This is a genomic window from Aureimonas sp. AU20, assembly GCF_001442755.1.
Classification (GTDB): domain Bacteria; phylum Pseudomonadota; class Alphaproteobacteria; order Rhizobiales; family Rhizobiaceae; genus Aureimonas.
The window spans coordinates 24430-41736 of the sequence record NZ_CP006369.1 but is presented as its reverse complement, the minus strand read 5'-3'; the positions used below and the strand labels follow the sequence as shown (position 1 = coordinate 41736).

Sequence of the window (17307 nt, the reverse complement as noted above, 5' to 3'; positions counted from 1 at the left end):
TTTTGGAGGAGAGCGGGCACCCTGCCGGCGACACCCCGGCAGGCGGAGGATCAACCTATTGGTAAGGTTGATCTTTTTCGATTCCCTCCATTTTTTGGAGCCGCCCCCGCGTTGCGTGGTCGCCTATACCGAGATGTCAGGCCTACCGCTTAGCGCAATCCCTTGGGGCCCAGAGCCATGCCGGACTTGGCACGGCAAATGCAGAGGGTGGATCAGACCCGCCCGGCCGCCGACGATCCGGCGGCGGCAGGACGAACGGGCAAAGCCGCCCGGCCCCCTACGGAGAACAGCCTTGAACATCGCCCTCAAGCTCCAGCGCCGCACCGACACCAGCGCCAGCCTCTTCGCCAGCGCGCAGGAGGTCATTCCCGGCGGCGTCAACTCGACCGCCCGCGCCACCTGGTCGGGCTGGGAGCCCTATCCGCTCTTCGTCACCAGCGGCAGCGGCTCGCATGTGATCGACGCCGACGGCAACGACTATGTCGACTATCTCCTGGGGCTTGGGCCGATGATCCTCGGCCACCGTCCGCCGCGCGTCACGCGCGCCGTGGTGGAGCAGATCGAGAATGTGGGCACCGTCTTCGCGCTGCCGGCGGCGGCCGAGGCCGATCTCGCCCGCAAGATCATCGCCGCCGTGCCGAGCGTGGAGAGCGTGCGCCTGTCCAATACCGGCACGGAGGGCGTTCTCTACGCCACGCGCCTCGCCCGCGCCTATACCGGACGGCGCAAGATCGTGCGCTTCGAGGGCATGTATCACGGCTTCTCCGACGGCGTTTACTGGAGCAAGCATCCCAAGATCGAGACGGCGGGGCCGGACGCGCGCCCCGTTCCCGTGCCGCAGGGTCCGGGCCTACCCAAGGGCGTGGAAGAGAACCTCATCATCCTGCCCTGGAACGACGCGGAGGCGCTGCGCAGCGTCATCGCCGAGCAGGGCCACGAGATCGCCGCCGTGCTCACCGAGCCGATGATGTGCAACACCGGCTGCATCCTGCCCCTGCCCGGCTATCTCGAGGCGATGCGCGAGATGACGGCCGAGGCCGGGATCGTCCTGATCTTCGACGAGGTCATCACCGGCTTCCGCCTCGGCCTTGCAGGCGCGCAGGGCGTCTTCGGCATCACGCCCGACCTCTCCGTCTTCGCCAAGGGCCTGGGCGGTGGCTTCCCCGTCGCGGCGGTGGGCGGTCGGCGCGAGATCATGGATCTCGTGTCGGACGGCACGGTCTCGCTCGCCGGCACCTACACCGCCAACGGCATCGCGGTGGCCGCAGCCAACGCCACGCTGGACGAGCTGAACGAGCCCGGCGCCTACGAGCGCCTCTACGCCGTGTCGGACCGGCTGCGCCATGGGCTGGAGGAGATCTTCAAGGCGAGCGGCCTGCCGGCGCATGTGGTCGGCCTCGGCCCCGTGCTTCAGGTCTGGTTCTCCGACGCCCCGATCCACAACTACCGCGACGCCGAGCGCCATGCCGACCAGGACATGTTCCGCCGCTGGTGGCTTGGCATGATCGAGCGCGGCATCCTGTTCCACCCCGGCGCCTACGAGAACCTGTTCGTCTCCTTCGCGCATTCCGATCTCGACGTGGACACGACGCTCGCCGCCGCCCGCGAAGTCGTCGCAACGCTTAGCTGAAAAGCCGCCCGGCCCCGGACAGCGCGTCCGGGGCCGGGCACTCCCGACGAAATGCCGATACCGGTCCTCGCCCGCCGGCCCCTGCGCCCGCCCGCCCGAGACCCAAAACCGAAGCCCGCTTCCGCCGCGCGCCGGCCCGCCGCTGAGTGCGCCGCGTCGACATCGCCGCCCCGGAACCGCGCAGCACCGCTGAATTGCCGCCTATGAGACGAGAGCGAGCCGTTCGCGACCGGTGGCGTCCACGGCAATGAGGGGCTGGCGCCAGCCTGTATTGCCAAGTGGTAAGTTATCAAATTACAACTTGAAGATTACAATGAGTCGAACATAAGGTCGGCCTGCGACAATATGGCTGGATCGCTTAGTAAAATCTTTCGCGCGATGAGGTTTTTCTCGCACCTTATTATAACTCCAGGGTAAAATTGCCTGGTTTATCGAGATATTGGTCATGATGCATTCGCTTTCCAGCCAATCACCGGAAATACTTCTCTGGTTCCTCCTGATTGAGACCGCCCTGGCTCTTCGCCAAGTGACCGAGCGGCATCTCAAGGGAGGCAGCGTAAGCTTGACGCCGGGTGAGATCAGGACCCTGGATTATGTCATGCGGCATCAAAGCACCCGGCAGGTCGTCCTGGCCGAGCGCATGGGAATCGAGCCCATGACGCTGTCGGTCTATCTCGATCGGTTGGAATCCTTCGGGCTCATCGAGCGCAAGAAGGACCCGGGCGACCGACGTCTCAAGCTCGTCGAGCCGACAGACAACGCGGCCAAGGTGGTGGCCGATCTCGAACCGACCCTGACCGAAATCTACCAGGCCATGGCCAAGGGGATCGATCGCGAAGACCTCGTTCGCATCACCGCCGGCTTGACCATGATCCGCGCCAATTTGGCGAAGTGCCCTGACGTGACCCCGACCGCTGCGCCCATCGTGGCCAAAGTATCCGCCAAGCGCGACTGAGGTCGCGCCCCGGCGCGAACCCGAGCCTACCTGTCTGAGAGCGCGGCGCCCGGTTTCGCGACCGGTCTGATGGGCTTGAAGAGTGGCATCGCTGGTGGACCCGTCGCGTTCTTGCGAGCGGTCAATGGGTTGGCGGCGAAATGCCGCATCCGATCGCACGCGATTGTTGAGGGGCCACACGTTCACCTTAGCTCAAAGGCAACCGACCCATATCATCATCCCGTGATAGCTTTCTCTATCGCGGACGACGCCCATGCGCCTCACCATCAAGCTCAAGCTTGCCACCGCGTTCGCCGGCGTTCTCGCCTTGATGGGAGGCACGGGCTATTACGGGCTGCACGGGCTGCAGCTCTCCAACGAGAACATGCAGACCTTCGTCTCGCGCCCCTATGCCCAGACCAAGCGGGTCGAGGACGCGGCGCGCGGGATGCAGAACATCGGCCGCAGCGTCAACCGGATGCTGGCCTCCAAGGACGATTCCGAAATGGCGGAGGTCCGCGCCTCGATCGAGAAGGGCTTGGCCGACGAGCTCTCGATCATGAAGGGCTATCGCGACGCCCTGACGCCGGACGCGGTCGGCACTCCCGCGACGGCCGATGCCGTTCTGGCGGCGATCCAGACCTGGCAGGGCATGGTGAACAAAACCATGGACCTGATCCAAGAGAACACCACGACGCGCGCCAACGAGCTGTTCGCGCAGAAGGCCGTTCCGCTGGTAGACGAGCTGACCGAGGATTTCCGCCTGGCGCGCGAGCGCATCAGGACGGAGGGCTCTAACGACCGGCTGCGCGACGCCGCCTCCGCGGCCCGGCTCGGTCTGCCTCAGATGATGTACCGGCTGAAGGTCGCGACGGGGGAACCGGACAAGGCGCGCGGGGCCGCGGCGTTCGATGTCTTCCAGACCAGCTTCAAGGCGTTCGACGAAGGCATGAACGCCTATCTCGCCGCCGCCGAGGACACGCCCTTGGCGGCCGACGCAAAGGAGCAGATGGGCAACTGGGCGGACCTGAAGCCCTTGGTCGAGAAGATCGGCGCGCTGGGCATGACCAAGTCCGTGGAAAGCGCCAACACGCTTTATTCCGGCGAGGGACGGCCCTTTCTCCTCGCGACGATCAAGCAGATGGACGAGCTGATCGCCGCCGAGACCAAGGTCGCCGAGGGGCTGGCGAGCGACACGCAGGACCAGTACGGCACGACCCGCCTGACGATGCTGGTGCTGATCGGCCTCGGCTTGCTGCTCGGCACCGGCGCCGCGCTCTGGCTGGCCCTGTCGATCTCGCGCGGTCTGAATCTGGCCATGCACCACGCGCGCAAGATCGGCGGCGGTGACATTTCCGAGCGTATTCGGGTGAGGCAGAACGACGAGATCGGCGATCTTCTCACGACGATCTGCCAGATGCGGGTGAAGCTGAACGAGACGGTCATCTCGATCCGCGAGTCCGCCCATCAGGTGGCGTCCGGCTCCTCGCAGTCGGCCGCGACCGCCGAGCAGCTCTCCGCCGGCTCCAGCCAGCAGGCCGCCGCCTCCGAGGAGGCCTCTGCCGCCGTCGAAGAGATGACCGCCAATGTGCGCCAGAACGCCGACAATGCCGGCACCACCGAGAAGATCGCCCGTCAGGCCTCCGAGAGCGCCGAGAAGACCGGTGTAGCGGTCGGCGCTTCGGTGGAAGCGATGCGCATCATCGCCGAGAAGATTTCGGTGGTGCAGGAGATCGCGCGCCAGACCGACCTTCTGGCGCTGAACGCCGCCATCGAGGCTGCGCGCGCCGGCCAGCACGGCAAGGGCTTCGCCGTCGTCGCGTCGGAAGTTCGCAAGCTCGCCGAGCGCTCGCAATCGGCGGCGCAGGAGATCGGGCAATTGTCGGCGCAGACGCTGGTCACCTCCGAGGAGGCCGGCCGGATGCTCGACGCGCTGGTGCCCGACATCCAGAAGACCGCCGAGCTGGTGTCCGAAATCTCGGCGGCCTGCCGCGAGCAGTCGGTCGGCATCGAGCAGATCAACCAGGCGATCCAGCAGCTCGACCAGGTGACGCAGAGCAACGCCGGGGCGGCCAACGAGATGGCCGCGACCGCCGGCCAGCTGTCGAGCGAAGTGCAGCGCCTGGAAGCCACCACGAGCTTCTTCAAGCTGGAGAATGGGATTGGCTCCAAGCCCGCCGCGGTGGCGCGCCAGGCCAAGGTCGAGGCGCTTCGCGCCAATGTCCAGGCCTTCGGCGCCGCCCATGGCAAGCGCGCGCCGGTGGCCGCCAAGCAGGCGCCCGCCCCCGCGCCGCGATCCGACGGCGGCTTCGACATGGATCTCGACAGCGACAAGGGCTTCGAGCGCCTGAGCGCCTGACGCGCTCGCGTTTCAGGCGGACCGGATCGATCGAAAGATCGGAGAGGCTTTTCGACAAGCGCGGCGGCGGAGAGCCGCCGAGGAATGTTTCGACGGCCGCGAAGCGGCGAACTTGCGGGATGCGAGGGCGCAGCGGCGAGGATGGGCAACGCTCCGCGCGCCCCATGCCCCGCCATCGGGTGACGTGACAAGCGCGGCGGAGCGGCCGGATCGGAAGACAATCTCTGGAAAAACCGCGAATAGCCAAAGGCGCGCCCTCTCCCTCGACCGAGCGCAAGCGGCGTCGAGCGTCGGACCGCGCCGCCGCGCCATCGACTGCCGGAGCCTTCGCGACTCCGCGCCGTTGAGGGGGAATGAGCCTTCCTTTCAGCTGGTCGCCCGATCCCTACATTCTCGTCCTCACCGGGGCCGGCGTCCTGATCGCGCTCGTGGCGTGGCTGCCGCTGGCGCTGCGGCGCCTGCCGCTCTCTCTGCCGATCGTCTGCATCGGGCTCGGGGCGCTGATCTTCTCCCTGCCGCAGGTGACGCTGCGCCCGCTGCCGCTCCACCACCCCGAGCTGGTGGAGCGCTTCTCGGAATTCGTCGTCATCATCGCCCTGATGGGCGCGGGCCTGAAGATCGATCGCGTCTTCGGCTTTCGGCGCTGGTCGGTCGCCTGGCGGCTGATCGGCATCACCATGCCGCTTGGCATCGCCGCGATCACGATGCTCGCCGGCTGGTGGATCGGCCTCTCCTGGACCCTGGCGCTCCTTCTGGGCGCCGCGCTCGCGCCGACCGACCCGGTTCTGGCCGCCGACGTGCAGGTCGGCCCGCCCAAATCCGGCGAGGAGGACGAGGTCCGCTTCGGCCTCACCTCGGAAGCCGGCCTGAACGACGGTTTCGCCTTTCCCTTCGTGCATCTTGCCATCGCGCTGGCGGCGGCGAGCACGACGGGCGAGCCCTGGTTCGCGCATTGGCTGAGTTTGAACGTCGTCTGGGAAATCGGGGCGGGCGTCGCCGGCGGCTACGCGATCGGGAAGCTCTTCGGCTGGCTCACCTTCCACGTTCCCGCCAAGACCAAGCTCGCCAAGACCGGCGACGGGCTGATTGCCCTGTCGGCGACCTTCGTTTCCTATGGCGTCACCGAACTGATCCATTGCTACGGCTTTCTCGCCGTGTTCGTCACCGCCCTCACCTTCCGCCACGCCCATCGCGACCACGACTTCCAGCGGGACATGCACGCGCTGACCGAGCAGATCGAGCGCATCGCCATGATGGTCCTGCTCATCCTGTTCGGCGGCGCGCTGGTCAGCGGCCTTCTGGCGCCGCTGCGCTGGGTCGATGTCGCGGCGGTTCTCGCCATCCTCCTCGTGATCCGTCCGCTCACCGGCCTCCTCGGCCTTCTCGGCCACCCCGCCGACGGGCGCGAGCGGCTGACGCTCGCTTTTTTCGGCATTCGCGGCGTCGGCTCGATCTACTATCTCGCCTATGGGCTCAACCATATCGAGGGGGTGCAGGACGGCGAACGGCTTTGGGCCATCGTCGGTCTGGTGATCCTCGTCTCGATCCTCATGCACGGGCTGACGGTCACGCCCATCATGCGCCGGCTCGACCGCACGCACGGCCGGGACCCCGACACCGGCCAAGCCACCCCGCCGCCCGGGCTGCAGGGGCCGGCGACGGAGCGCTAGCGGCACGGCACGGCCCCCAACGGCACTCCACACCACGGCGAACGGGACTCGCTCAAATCATTGGCTTGCGAAAGCCTTGCGCGCTATGCAGATCGGGAGCACGTTCGCAAGGGCATGGCGCGAAGCGCCCGCCCCGGTCTCCCGAGCGGCGCGACAGGGCTCCAACTCGTCAGGTATCGGCCGATGACCAAGACTGCCGATGCCACGTTGGACGCCGCGCCCGCCATCGAAGCCGTGCGGTACGGCATGATGCCGATGATCGGCGGCGGCGAGATGGGCCGGCGGGTTCGCGAGACCGACTGGTCCGCCAGCGCGCTCGGCGCCTACGAGAGCTGGCCGCAGTCGCTGCGCTCCTCGCTTTCGCTGGTCCTGAACGCCAAGGGCATCGCCGCGCTCTACTGGGGGCCGGAGCAGTGGCTCCTCTACAACGACGCCTATGGCGCGGCGCTCGGCGACCGGCATCCGCTGGCCTTCGGCCGCCCCATGCCGGAGGTGCTGACCGACATCGCGCCGGTTCTGGGGCCGCAGGTCGCCGAGGTGCTGCGCACCGGCGCGGGCTTCGCCATCGAGAACCTCGCCATGACGATGCGTCGCCACGATCGCGACGAGCTGACCGCCTGGACCTACAGTTTCTCGCCCGTGCAGGGGGAGGATGGCGGTTTTGCCGGCGTGCTCCTGCTCGCCACCGAAGTCACCGACCAGGCGCGGATCGGCATCCGGCGCGACGCGCTGATCGCGCTCGGCAACGTGTTTCGCGATGTCGAGAACGCGGACGAGCTGGCCGCCGGGGCCAATGCGATCCTCGGCCGCGCGCTCGGCGTCAGCCGGGTCGGCTACGACACGATCGATCCCGAAAGCGAGGTCCTGCGCGTGCGGCGGGAATGGAACGCGCCGGGCATCGAGGGGCTGGCGCCCGACATCCACCTGCGCAGCTACGGCAGCTATGTGGAGGACCTGAAGCGCGGCGAGACCAACGTCATTCCCGACGCGCGCCTCGATCCGCGCACCGCCGATGCGGCGGACCAGCTGAAGGCGCTGAGCGTGCAGGCCTTCGTGAACGTGCCGCTGGTCGAGCAGGGGCGGCTGGTCGCCCTTCTCTATGTCAACGACGTCCACGCTCGGGCTTGGCCGGAGGAGGATCTCGACCTCATCCGCGAGTTCGCCATGCGCCTTCGCATCGCCGTGGAGCGCGCGAGCGCCGCGCAGGCGCTACGTGATAGCGAGGCGCTGTCGCGCGAGAACGTGCAGCGCGTGCAACTGGCGCTGTCGGCGGGCGCCATCATCGGCACTTGGCTCTGGGACCTGCCGAGCGACCGCTTCACTGTGGACGAAGCCTTCGCCAAAGCCTTCGGCCTCGACCCCGCGCTCGGCCGGGAAGGCTTGAGCCTCGCGCAGGTCGTGAGCACCGTCCACCCCGACGATCAGGAAGCGCTTGCCGCCGCGATCGGTGAGGCCGTGGCGCGCGGCGGCGCCTATGCGCACCAGTACCGAACGCGCCGCGCCGACGGGAACTACTACTGGCTGGAGGCGAACGGCCGGGTCGAGCATGGGCCGGACGGCACGCCGCTGAACTTTCCCGGCGTCCTGATCGACATCGAGGAGCGCCGCGCCATCGAGGCCGAGCGCGAGCGCGTCACCGAAATGCTCCGCAATCTCACCGAAACGCTGGAGCAGCGCGTCGCCGACAAGACCGCCGAGCTCATGCTCTCCGAGGAGGCACTGCGCCAGAGCCAGAAGATGGAAGCCGTGGGGCAGCTCACCGGCGGCTTGGCCCACGATTTCAACAATCTGCTCGCCGGCATTTGCGGCTCGCTCGACATGATGCAGACGCGCATCGCACAGGGGCGGTTCGGCGAGATCGACCGCTACATGACCGCCGCGCAAGGGGCGGCCAAGCGCGCGGCGGCGCTGACCCATCGCCTGCTCGCCTTCTCGCGGCGCCAGACGCTGGAGCCCAAGCCCTCGGATGTCGACCGCATCGTCGCCGGCATGGAGGAGATGGTGCGCCGGACGGTCGGCCCCGCCATCGCGGTGGAGGTGCATGGTACGGCGGGGCTCTGGCCGGTTCTGGTGGACCCGAACCAGTTGGAGAACGCGCTTCTCAACCTCTGCATCAACGCGCGGGACGCCATGCCCCATGGCGGACGCCTCGTGCTGGAGACCGCCAACCGCACGATTGCCGAGCGCGCGGCCTTGGTGCGCGACATGCCGCCGGGCGACTACGCCTCGCTCACCGTGTCGGACAACGGCGTCGGCATGGCGCCCGAGATCATGGAGCGCGTCTTCGAGCCCTTCTTCACCACCAAGCCGATAGGCCTTGGCACGGGGCTCGGCCTGTCCATGATCTACGGCTTCGCCAAGCAGTCGGGCGGCGAGGTGCGCCTTCATTCGCAGGTCGGCGAAGGCACGTCGGTGACGATCTTCCTGCCCCGCCACGCCGTGGCCGAGGCGGATGCGCGGGTGCCCGAACCGGAACCGGCGAGCCCGCGAACGGGCGCGGGTGAAACCGTGCTGGTGATCGACGACGAGCCGCTGGTGCGCATGCTCGTGGTGGATGTGCTGGAAGACCTCGGCTACAGCGCGATCGAGGCCGCCGACGGGCCGGAAGGGCTGGAGATCCTGCGCTCGGGTATCGGCGTCGATCTTCTCGTCACCGATGTCGGCCTGCCCAAGGGCATGAACGGGCGGCAGGTGGCGGACGCCGCGCGCGCCCTGCGCCCGGGGCTGAAGGTCCTGTTCGTGACGGGCTATGCCGAGACCGCCGTTCTCAGCCACGGCCATCTCGAAAGCGGCATGCAGGTCGTGACCAAGCCTTTCGATCTCACCGTTCTCGCCCGGCGGATCAAGGATCTCATCAACAGCTGACGGCGGCGAGGCCGACAGGCCCGCGCGCAGCGGACGGGCCGTTCCCAAACGAAAAACGCCCTTGCCGGGGGAGGACCGGCAAGGGCGTCAAGGGTGAGCCGGCGGTGGGAGGAACCGGTCGGCTCGAACGCCGCGACCGGGGGAGGACCGGTCGGAGCGAAAGGGAAAAACTGTTAGCGCGCCGTGCGGCGGGCGGTCGGCATGTCGAAGCGGGACATCCCGATGTCGGACAGCTCACGGGCCGTCATGCGGTTCAGCTCGCGCGCATTGGGGCGAAACTGGGTCTTGTCTTCGAAGAGGCGAGCGAGGGTCATGGTCTCTGATCTTTCCGGTCCGGCCTCTCATCGGTGGTGGCCGGCGGGGTCCTGCGTGTTCGATGTCCCGTATGTACCGGCTTCCCCTTCCGTTGTGCAGCGCAAAAGCGGCAAGGGAGACATGCAGTCAGCGAATGGCTCTATTGGATAAACTCTTTGTTAACCCACTTCCGCGCATGGCTCAGGTGATAAGGGACCGTTTTTCTACCGTTTAAGCCGTCCGTTCAGCAGCTTGGCGCTTCACCCGCCTTGTGGCGGGCCGAACATTGGCGAGTCTGTGGTCGGCCTTTCTGGCCTGCCGGTCAGCGGACGCATTTCCCCGCGTTCCTCGTCCCGCCGCCCCTGGCGAGGCACCCTCCCTGAGAGATGAACGGCGGGAGCATTTCCAAAACAAGCGAATACGCTACGCCGTCGAACGGAGCCGCCAAAGCAAAACAGCCCGTTTCCGAGGACAGTTTAAGAAACCGAAAAGCGGGACGCGGCGTCATGCAATCGTCACGGATCGCGTCCTATCACGCGCGCAGGCCTGCCCCTTGCCGCTTTCGGAGGTTTCCCATGCGCATTCGCCGTCTCACCGCGCTGTTCCTCGCCGCCGCCGCCTTTGCCGGTGCGGCGCGGGCCGAGCCGGTCGCCTATCCCAAGGCTTCCGTGTCGGAGGCGCCGGGCGAGGAAACGGCCGTGCTGAACGGCGAAACCTTCGTCAATCACGGGCTCGTCGCGGCGGCGCGCGTGCCCGCCGCCAATCTCGACTTCCTCGGCGACACGCTCGGCTCCTTCTCGGCCATGCTGATCGAGCCGGGCAGCTGGCAGAAGACGGCGGAGGGCTACACCGCGCGCCTGCGCACCCTGCCCGATCGCGGCTACAACGAGCCGGACAAGGGCTTCTTCTCCGACTACCAGGGCCGGCTGGTGGATTTCGACCTGTCGCTGAAGCTCGACGGCAAGGCCGGCACGCTGAGCGTGACGCCCACGGGCACCGGCACGCCGCTCACCGGCTTCGACGGCAAGCCGACCACGGGCGCGGACCCCGCCAGCCACACGATGACCGAGAACGGCCATGTCCTGCCCTCGCCGGCCGAGGGAGCGCTCGGCGCCGGCCGCCTGTCGCTCGACGCCGAAGGCGTGGCGCGCCGGGCCGACGGGCGCATCTATGTCAGCGACGAATATGCCGCCGACATCTATCTCTTCGCCGCCGACGGCCGCCTGGAAGGCATCATCGACCCCAGCCCCGCCATCGTGCCGATGACCGACGGACGGATCGACGACAATTCTCTGAAGGCCCCGGACACGGGCCGTCGCAACAACCAGGGGCTGGAAGCCCTGTCGATCTCGCCGGACGGCAAGACGCTGTTCGCCGTGCTGCAGAGTGGCGCGGTGCAGGATTCCTCGGCCTCCAAGAACCAGGCCAACCGCGCCACGACCCGCGTCTATGTCTACGACATCTCGGCCGACGCGCTGCCCAAGGCGCCCAAGGCCGTCTACGCCCTGGAGTTGCCGGTCTATTCCAAGAAGGGCAATGGCGAGATCGACGCGACCGCCGCGCTGAGCGAGATGGCCGCGCTCAGCGACCACCAGTTCCTGCTTCTGACGCGCGACGGCAACGGCTGGGGCTGCGGCTGCAAGAACCCCGAAATGGTCAAGCAGATCCTGGTGGTGGACACCGCCGGCGCCACCAATCTGGCGGGCACCGACTTTGAGACGACCACCAAACCGATCGCCCCCAAGGTTGGCGAGCGCAACGTGCTCGACCCCGCCATCACGCCGGTGAAATCCGCCGTTCTCGTCAACATGCTGAACCCCGTGCAGCTGGCACGCGTCGGGCTCAACATCGACAACGAAAAGGCCGACGCCAAGACCCTGTCGGAAAAGTGGGAGGCGCTGGCCCTGGCCCCGGCGCGCGACCCGAACGCCCCCAACGACGTCTTCCTCTTCGTCGGCAACGACAACGACTTCCTCACCACCAAGGGCGTGATGCAGGGCAAGAGCTACGATGCCGGACTCGACAATGACAGCATGGTCCTGGCCTACCGCCTGACCCTGCCCGAGACCGTGAAGCTCGGCTGGTAAGGCGGGCGCCCCGCTTCGAGCGGGCGAAGACGGGCGAACCTTAAGACCTCGCCTTTCCCCTTGCGCCGAAGCCGTTGGCGTCGGCGTGGCAACAAAAAACCCCGCCTTGCGGCACGCGGCCGTAAGGCGGGGTTTCGTGTCTTAGGCCGGGTCTTCCCTCGGCGTTACGAGCTCATCTTCTCGAAGGCCGTCTCGCCTTCCTCCGGTCCGAGGTCGAGGGCGATGCCGCCCCGGGCGATGCGCTTGGCGGGGAGCGCGCGGGGCGCTGGGGCGGCCGACGCGGCGGCCGCCGGCTTGGCGACGGGCAACTTCACGGCCAGGGGCTTGGCGGCGAGCGGCTTCACGACGGGCGGGCGGCTCGTGGCGAAGCGATCCACCTCCGCCTGAAGCGCGCGCACGTCGGAGCGCGCGGGCGCTGCCGGCCGGTGCGTCGCTTCGGTTTCCGCGCCGAGACGGAAGAAGGCGACGCGATCGGTCAGGCGCGAGGCCTCGGCCGAGAGCTGCTCGGCGGTCGCGGACATCTCGTTGGAGGCCGAGGCGTTCTGCTGGGTGATCTGGTCGAGCTGGTGAACGGCGGCGGCGTTCTGCTGGGCGATCTCGTCGAGCTGCTGCACGGCCTTGGCGTTCTGCTGCGCCACCTCGTCCAGTTGCTGCACGGCCTCGCTGGTCTGCTGCGTCACCTTGTCGAGCTGCTGGATCGCCTGGTTGATCTGCTCGGCGCCGGTGTTCTGCTCGCGGCAGGCCGCCGAAATCTCGCCCACCAGTTCCGAGGTGCGCTGGATGTCGGGCACGAGCTGCTCGAGCATCCGCCCCGCTTCCTCGGAGATCGAGAGCGTCGAGGTCGACAGGTCGCTGATCTCGGCCGCCGCCTGCTGCGAGCGCTCGGCGAGCTTGCGCACTTCCGAGGCCACCACCGCGAAACCCTTGCCGTGCTGGCCGGCGCGGGCGGCCTCGATGGCTGCGTTGAGGGCCAGAAGATCGGTCTGGCGGGCGATTTCCTGGACGATGCGGATCTTGCCGGCGATGGTGCGCATCGCCTCCACGGAATTGGCGACCGCCTTGCCGCTCTTCTCGGCGTTCACCGAGGCCTGCGCGGCGATCTTTTCCGTGGTCGTGGCGTTCTCGGCGGTCTGGCGAATGTTGGCCGACATTTCCTCCATCGCGGCCGAGGCCTGCTCGGTGGCGGCGGCCTGTTCCGTGGCGCCCTGGCTGAGCCGCTCGGTGGAGGCGGCCTGTTCGGAAATGCCGCGGCTCAGAAGCTGGGCCGAGGCGGCCTGCTCGACCGTTCCCTGCCCCAGCTGCTCGGTGGAGGCGGCCTGCTCGCTGGCGCCCTGGCTCAGCTGCTCGGCCGTGCTCGCCGACTGGTGCGAACCGGCGGCGACCTGCTGGGCCGAGCCGATGACGTCGGAGATGATCTCGCGAAGCTTCCCGCTCATCGCGTTCATGGCGCGCTGAAGGTCGGCGATCTCGTCGCGCCCCCTGATCTCGACGGACTGCGTGAGATCGCCCGCGCTGATGGCCTGCGCCAGACCGACGGCGCGCTGCAAGGGCGCGGAAGTGGCGCGCACCAGCATGATGCCGGAGATCACGAGCATCGCGATCATGCCGAAGAGGCCACCGCCGATCGCCCATTCGATCATCCGCTCGGCCGAAGCGGCGTCCTTCTGACGGATTTCCAAGAGTCCCTTCTCAGTGGAGATGATCTCGCCCGTCACCGCGCGCAGCTCGTCCATCGTCTTCTTGCCGGCATTGGTGATCTCGAAGTTCCAGGCGCGCTCGCGCGTCGCGGGATCGGCCATCAGCGCGATCGCCGGCTCGGCCACCTCGCTCGTCCATTGATCGGCGAGCTCGCCGACCCGCGCCAGGCGGGTCTGCTGCGCCGGGTTGTCGGCCGTCATCTCGCGCGCTTCGCGCAGAGCGTCGGCGAACCGGGCCGAGCCCGCGCGGTAGGGATCCAGATTGGCGGGCGCGCCGGTGATGAGGAAGCCGCGCATGCCGGTTTCCCGGTCGACCATCGCAGCCGTCAGCTGGTCCACGTCGGCCATCACATCATGCGTGTGGTCGTTCCATCGCATCGTGTTGGACAAGGTGGTCTTGCCGCTGAAGATCACGGCGACCGCCGCGATCATCGTGGCGGCTATGATCGTGAACAGAAGGACGATCTTGGCCTTCATTCGAAGATTCGACATGCTGAGCATCAAGGCACCTTCCGTTCCAAGGGAAACGAGGGAGGACAAGGGGGTTCGGGTCTGCGGCAGAGGGGACTGGGGACCGGACAGGGCGCGCGAGCCGAGCGGCCGCGCGGCGTGCGGGGGCGCACGCCCGCCACGCCCCGCTGCTGCGGGGGCGAAGGCGATCGACCGATCCGTATGCGTGGAATGGCTGCGCCCGCCCGGACGCGGGGGGTTCCGCCACGCTTCGAATCGCGCCGAACCTCGAGCACCGAACCTGACCAAGCCGTCGTCCGAGCCGATGGCCGCGAACGCGGCTCTCGATCTCCGACCCTTGCTTGTCCGACAAAGCAGCAGCTGCGACGCTTTGTCGTCCTTATCGTAGAAGATGCGACAGACTCGCGAAAATTGACTTAACGGCAGAGTCGATTCGTGACCGGGCACCTGAACGGATTCCCGGTCGGATGGCTGCTCGTCTATGCGCGACTTGCGTCCTACTCTCGAGATCCAAGAATCGGGACTGCCTCTCGTCGAAGTAACTTGAGGTTATGACAAGGTTCCTCGGCTCGACATCCCGGTCACGCAAAAAGGGGCGCCGCAGCGCCCCCTCCTCTTCGTCTGACAGAGCGCGTCAAAGACGCGGCAGCGCGCGCGGCCGGTAGCGCCCGTCGCCCTTCCGGCCTTCCAGCGCACCGTCGCGGATCATGACCTTGCCACCAAGGATCACATCCGTCGGCCAACCCTGGATCGGCACGCCCTCATAAGGGCTGTAGTCCGCCCCGTCGTGCAGGTCCGCATGGCGGATCGTGCGGCGGGCGGCCGGGTCCCAGATCGCGATGTCGGCATCCATGCCGACCGCGATGCGGCCCTTGCGCTCCAGGCCATAGACCTTGGCATGGTTGGTGCTCGTCAGCGCGACGAAGCGGGGAAGATCGATCCGCCCCTTCATCACCCCTTCCGAGAAGAGGATGGGCAGCCGTGTCTCGACACCGGGAATTCCGTTCGGGATATGGCGGAAGCTCGTCCTGCCCTTGGGGTTCAGCTTGCCGGCGGAGTCGTCGTAGCGAAAGGGGCAATGGTCGGAGGAGAAGAGGTCGAACGTGCCGCTTTCCAGCCCGGTCCAGCAGGCGTCCTGCGAAGCCTTGTCGCGCGGCGGCGGCGAGCAAACGAACTTGGCGCCCTCCCAGTCCATGCCCTCCAGATCGTCGGCGGTGAGCATGAGATATTGCGGGCAGGTCTCGCCGATGACCTTGCGGCCCCGCGCCCGCGCGCGGGCGATCTCCTCGATCGCCGGCCCGTTGGACACGTGGACGATGACCACCGGCACGTCCACCACTTCGGCCAGCGACAGGGCGCGGTGCGTCGCCTCGCGCTCCACCGCGACGGGGCGCGTCGTGGCATGGGCGCGAGGTGCCACATCCCCCTCCGCCTCGTGCCGGCCGATGAGATAGCGGATCGCGTCCTCGTTCTCGCAATGAACCATGACCAGCGCGCCGGTGCGCCGGGCGACGTCCATCGTCTCCAAGATCTCCCGGTCGTTCAGCCGCAGACCCTCATAGGTCATGAAGACTTTGAACGAGGTGTAACCGTCCGCCACCAGGGCGGGCAGTTCCTGGCCGAGCACGGCGGCCGTGGGGTCGGAAACGATCATATGGAAGGAATGGTCGGTGTAGCACTGGCCCTCGGCCAGCGCGTGGTAGCACTTCAGCGCCTCGCGGATCGACTGGCCTTTCTCCTGCAGGCAGAAGGGCAGGATGGTCGTGTTGCCGCCGAACAGTGCGGAGCGCGTGCCGCTTTCGAAATCGTCGGCCATGGTGATGCCCTCCCCCGACGGCTGGGACAGGTGGACATGGCTGTCGATGCCGCCGGGCAGGACGAAGCGGCCGGTGGCGTCGATCGTCTCCGCCCCCTCGCCCAGCGCCTCGCCGATCTGCACGATGCGCCCGTCGCGCACCCCGATATCGGCGGCGAAGACGTCCGACGCGGTGGCGACCGTGCCGCCCCGGATGACGAGGTCGAACGGCGCCGTCACAGCGCGGGCTCCAGCGCGGCGATCAGCCGGTTCAGCTCGGCGGCCGTGTTGTAATGAACCATGGACACGCGCACCACGCCGTCGGTGCGCGTGAGCCCATGCTCCTCCACGATGCGCTTGGCGTAGAAGTCGCCGTAGCGGATGCCGACCTGCGCCTTGTCCACGGCCTCCACGATCCGCTTCGAGCTTTCCTCGCCCACGGTGAAGGAGACGGTGGAGACGCGGTCCGCGATCGCGCTGGAGGTGCGCCCGATGACGCGCACCGAATTGCGACTGGCGAGAAAGTCCATGAGCTGCGCGGTCAGCGCCCGTTCCTGCTCGGCGATCGCGGCAAAGCCCGCCTCGACGCTCGCGCGGCCGGGCGCGGCTCCGTCGCGGGCACCGAGTTCCTCGACATAGTCCACCGCGCCGATCGAGCCGAAGGCGCATTCGTAGTTGATGTTGCCGGGCTCCAGCTTGTGCGGCACGCGGCCCTTGTCGAAGAAATAGTGGTAGATATTGTCGAGTTCGAGCAGCTTCTCCCGCTTGCCGAACATCACGGCATGATGCGGCCCGAACACCTTATAGACGCTGAAGATGTAATAGTCGGCGTCCAGCGCCTTCACGTCGATCGCCCGGTGCGGGGCGTAGGCGACGGCGTCGACGCAAAGCTCGGCGCCGCCCCCGTGAACGATGTCGGCGATCTGGCGGATCGGGTTGATCGTGCCCAGAATGTTGGAGGCGTGTGTGACGCAGACGAGCTTGGTGCGCTCGGTCATCAGGCCTTTCAGGTCTTCAAGGTTGAGCTCGAACGTCTCGGGGTCGCAGCGCCACCAGCGGATCACCACGCCGCGCGCCTCGTGCTTCAGCCAGGGGCCGATATTGGCCTCGTGGTCGGTGTTGGTGAGGATGATCTCGTCGCCCGGCTGCAACCGGCCCACCATGGATTCGGAGAGATAGCGGATCAGGGCCGTGGTCGAGGCGCCCATGACGATTTCGCCGGGATCGCAGTTCATGAACCGCGCGAAGGCGGTGCGCGACTGGGACACGCGCTCGGTCGAGACGCGGCTCGGCTCGTAGCTCGCGCCGGTCTGGACATTGGTGGTCAGGAGATAGTCGAAGACGCGGTCGGCGACGCGGCGCAGAACCTGGCTGCCGCCGGCATTGTCCATATAGGCCCATTCGCCCTGGAGGGCGGGAAACTGGGCGCGGACGAAGTCGAGATCGAGGGTCATGAAATCTTGCCTTGTCGGGCGCGTCCATCCCGCGCCGCCGGGTCGGCTTTC

10 protein-coding genes are annotated in these 17307 nt (G+C 67.5%); 6 read left to right on the top strand and 4 right to left on the bottom strand.

The annotated features are described in order from the left end of the window. Positions 1-292: 292 nt before the first annotated feature. The 5 genes from M673_RS19245 to M673_RS19225 all read left to right on the top strand — a co-directional run bounded on the left by M673_RS19245 (position 293) and on the right by M673_RS19225 (position 9458). Positions 293-1630 (top strand): aspartate aminotransferase family protein, encoded by a 1338-nt coding sequence (locus tag M673_RS19245; protein WP_061978345.1) that lies wholly within the window; start codon positions 293-295, stop codon positions 1628-1630. Between the two features lie 445 nt (positions 1631-2075). Then, the gene (locus M673_RS19240) at positions 2076-2585 is read left to right on the top strand and encodes a MarR family winged helix-turn-helix transcriptional regulator (protein WP_061978344.1); all 510 of its coding nucleotides are present in this window, start codon (positions 2076-2078) and stop codon (positions 2583-2585) included. A gap of 253 nt (positions 2586-2838) precedes the next feature. Next, positions 2839-4923, top strand: a complete 2085-nt coding sequence (locus M673_RS19235; protein ID WP_061978343.1) for a HAMP domain-containing methyl-accepting chemotaxis protein — start codon at positions 2839-2841, stop codon at positions 4921-4923. Positions 4924-5276: 353 nt separating this feature from the next. Beyond that, on the top strand, positions 5277-6593 hold the full coding sequence (locus M673_RS19230) for a cation:proton antiporter (RefSeq protein WP_061978342.1): 1317 nt from the start codon (positions 5277-5279) through the stop codon (positions 6591-6593). A 183-nt stretch (positions 6594-6776) separates the two neighbouring features. Then, on the top strand, positions 6777-9458 hold the full coding sequence (locus M673_RS19225; protein ID WP_244493218.1) for an ATP-binding protein: 2682 nt from the start codon (positions 6777-6779) through the stop codon (positions 9456-9458). 173 nt (positions 9459-9631) lie between these two features. Here the strand turns inward: M673_RS19225 and M673_RS23800 are convergent, their stop codons facing one another. Further along, positions 9632-9772, bottom strand: coding sequence for a DUF1127 domain-containing protein (locus M673_RS23800; protein WP_082639895.1), 141 nt, complete (start codon positions 9770-9772; stop codon positions 9632-9634). Between the two features lie 555 nt (positions 9773-10327). Between M673_RS23800 and M673_RS19220 the strand changes: the two genes are divergently transcribed. After that, positions 10328-11839 (top strand): esterase-like activity of phytase family protein, encoded by a 1512-nt coding sequence (locus tag M673_RS19220; protein WP_061978341.1) that lies wholly within the window; start codon positions 10328-10330, stop codon positions 11837-11839. Positions 11840-12003: 164 nt separating this feature from the next. Here the strand turns inward: M673_RS19220 and M673_RS19215 are convergent, their stop codons facing one another. The 3 genes from M673_RS19215 to M673_RS19205 all read right to left on the bottom strand — a co-directional run bounded on the left by M673_RS19215 (position 12004) and on the right by M673_RS19205 (position 17256). Beyond that, positions 12004-14037, bottom strand: coding sequence for a methyl-accepting chemotaxis protein (locus M673_RS19215; protein ID WP_061978340.1), 2034 nt, complete (start codon positions 14035-14037; stop codon positions 12004-12006). Positions 14038-14641: 604 nt separating this feature from the next. Beyond that, positions 14642-16042: a dihydropyrimidinase gene (gene hydA / locus M673_RS19210; RefSeq protein ID WP_061978339.1), complete on the bottom strand. Its 1401-nt coding sequence runs from the start codon at positions 16040-16042 to the stop codon at positions 14642-14644. After that, positions 16039-17256 (bottom strand): cysteine desulfurase-like protein, encoded by a 1218-nt coding sequence (locus tag M673_RS19205; RefSeq protein ID WP_061978338.1) that lies wholly within the window; start codon positions 17254-17256, stop codon positions 16039-16041. Before M673_RS19205 ends, hydA begins: the two co-directional genes overlap by 4 nt. Positions 17257-17307: the final 51 nt, after the last annotated feature.

What these genes read in the sequence shown, in the direction of transcription:
- M673_RS19215 (WP_061978340.1), bottom strand. Translation starts at nt 14,037, where the DNA reads ATGCTCAGCATGTCGAATCTTCGAATGAAGGCCAAGATCGTCCTTCTG.
- M673_RS19235 (WP_061978343.1), top strand. Translation starts at nt 2,839, where the DNA reads ATGCGCCTCACCATCAAGCTCAAGCTTGCCACCGCGTTCGCCGGCGTT.
- M673_RS19225 (WP_244493218.1), top strand. Translation starts at nt 6,777, where the DNA reads ATGACCAAGACTGCCGATGCCACGTTGGACGCCGCGCCCGCCATCGAA.
- M673_RS19230 (WP_061978342.1), top strand. Translation starts at nt 5,277, where the DNA reads ATGAGCCTTCCTTTCAGCTGGTCGCCCGATCCCTACATTCTCGTCCTC.
- M673_RS19220 (WP_061978341.1), top strand. Translation starts at nt 10,328, where the DNA reads ATGCGCATTCGCCGTCTCACCGCGCTGTTCCTCGCCGCCGCCGCCTTT.
- M673_RS19240 (WP_061978344.1), top strand. Translation starts at nt 2,076, where the DNA reads ATGATGCATTCGCTTTCCAGCCAATCACCGGAAATACTTCTCTGGTTC.
- M673_RS19205 (WP_061978338.1), bottom strand. Translation starts at nt 17,256, where the DNA reads ATGACCCTCGATCTCGACTTCGTCCGCGCCCAGTTTCCCGCCCTCCAG.
- M673_RS23800 (WP_082639895.1), bottom strand. Translation starts at nt 9,772, where the DNA reads ATGACCCTCGCTCGCCTCTTCGAAGACAAGACCCAGTTTCGCCCCAAT.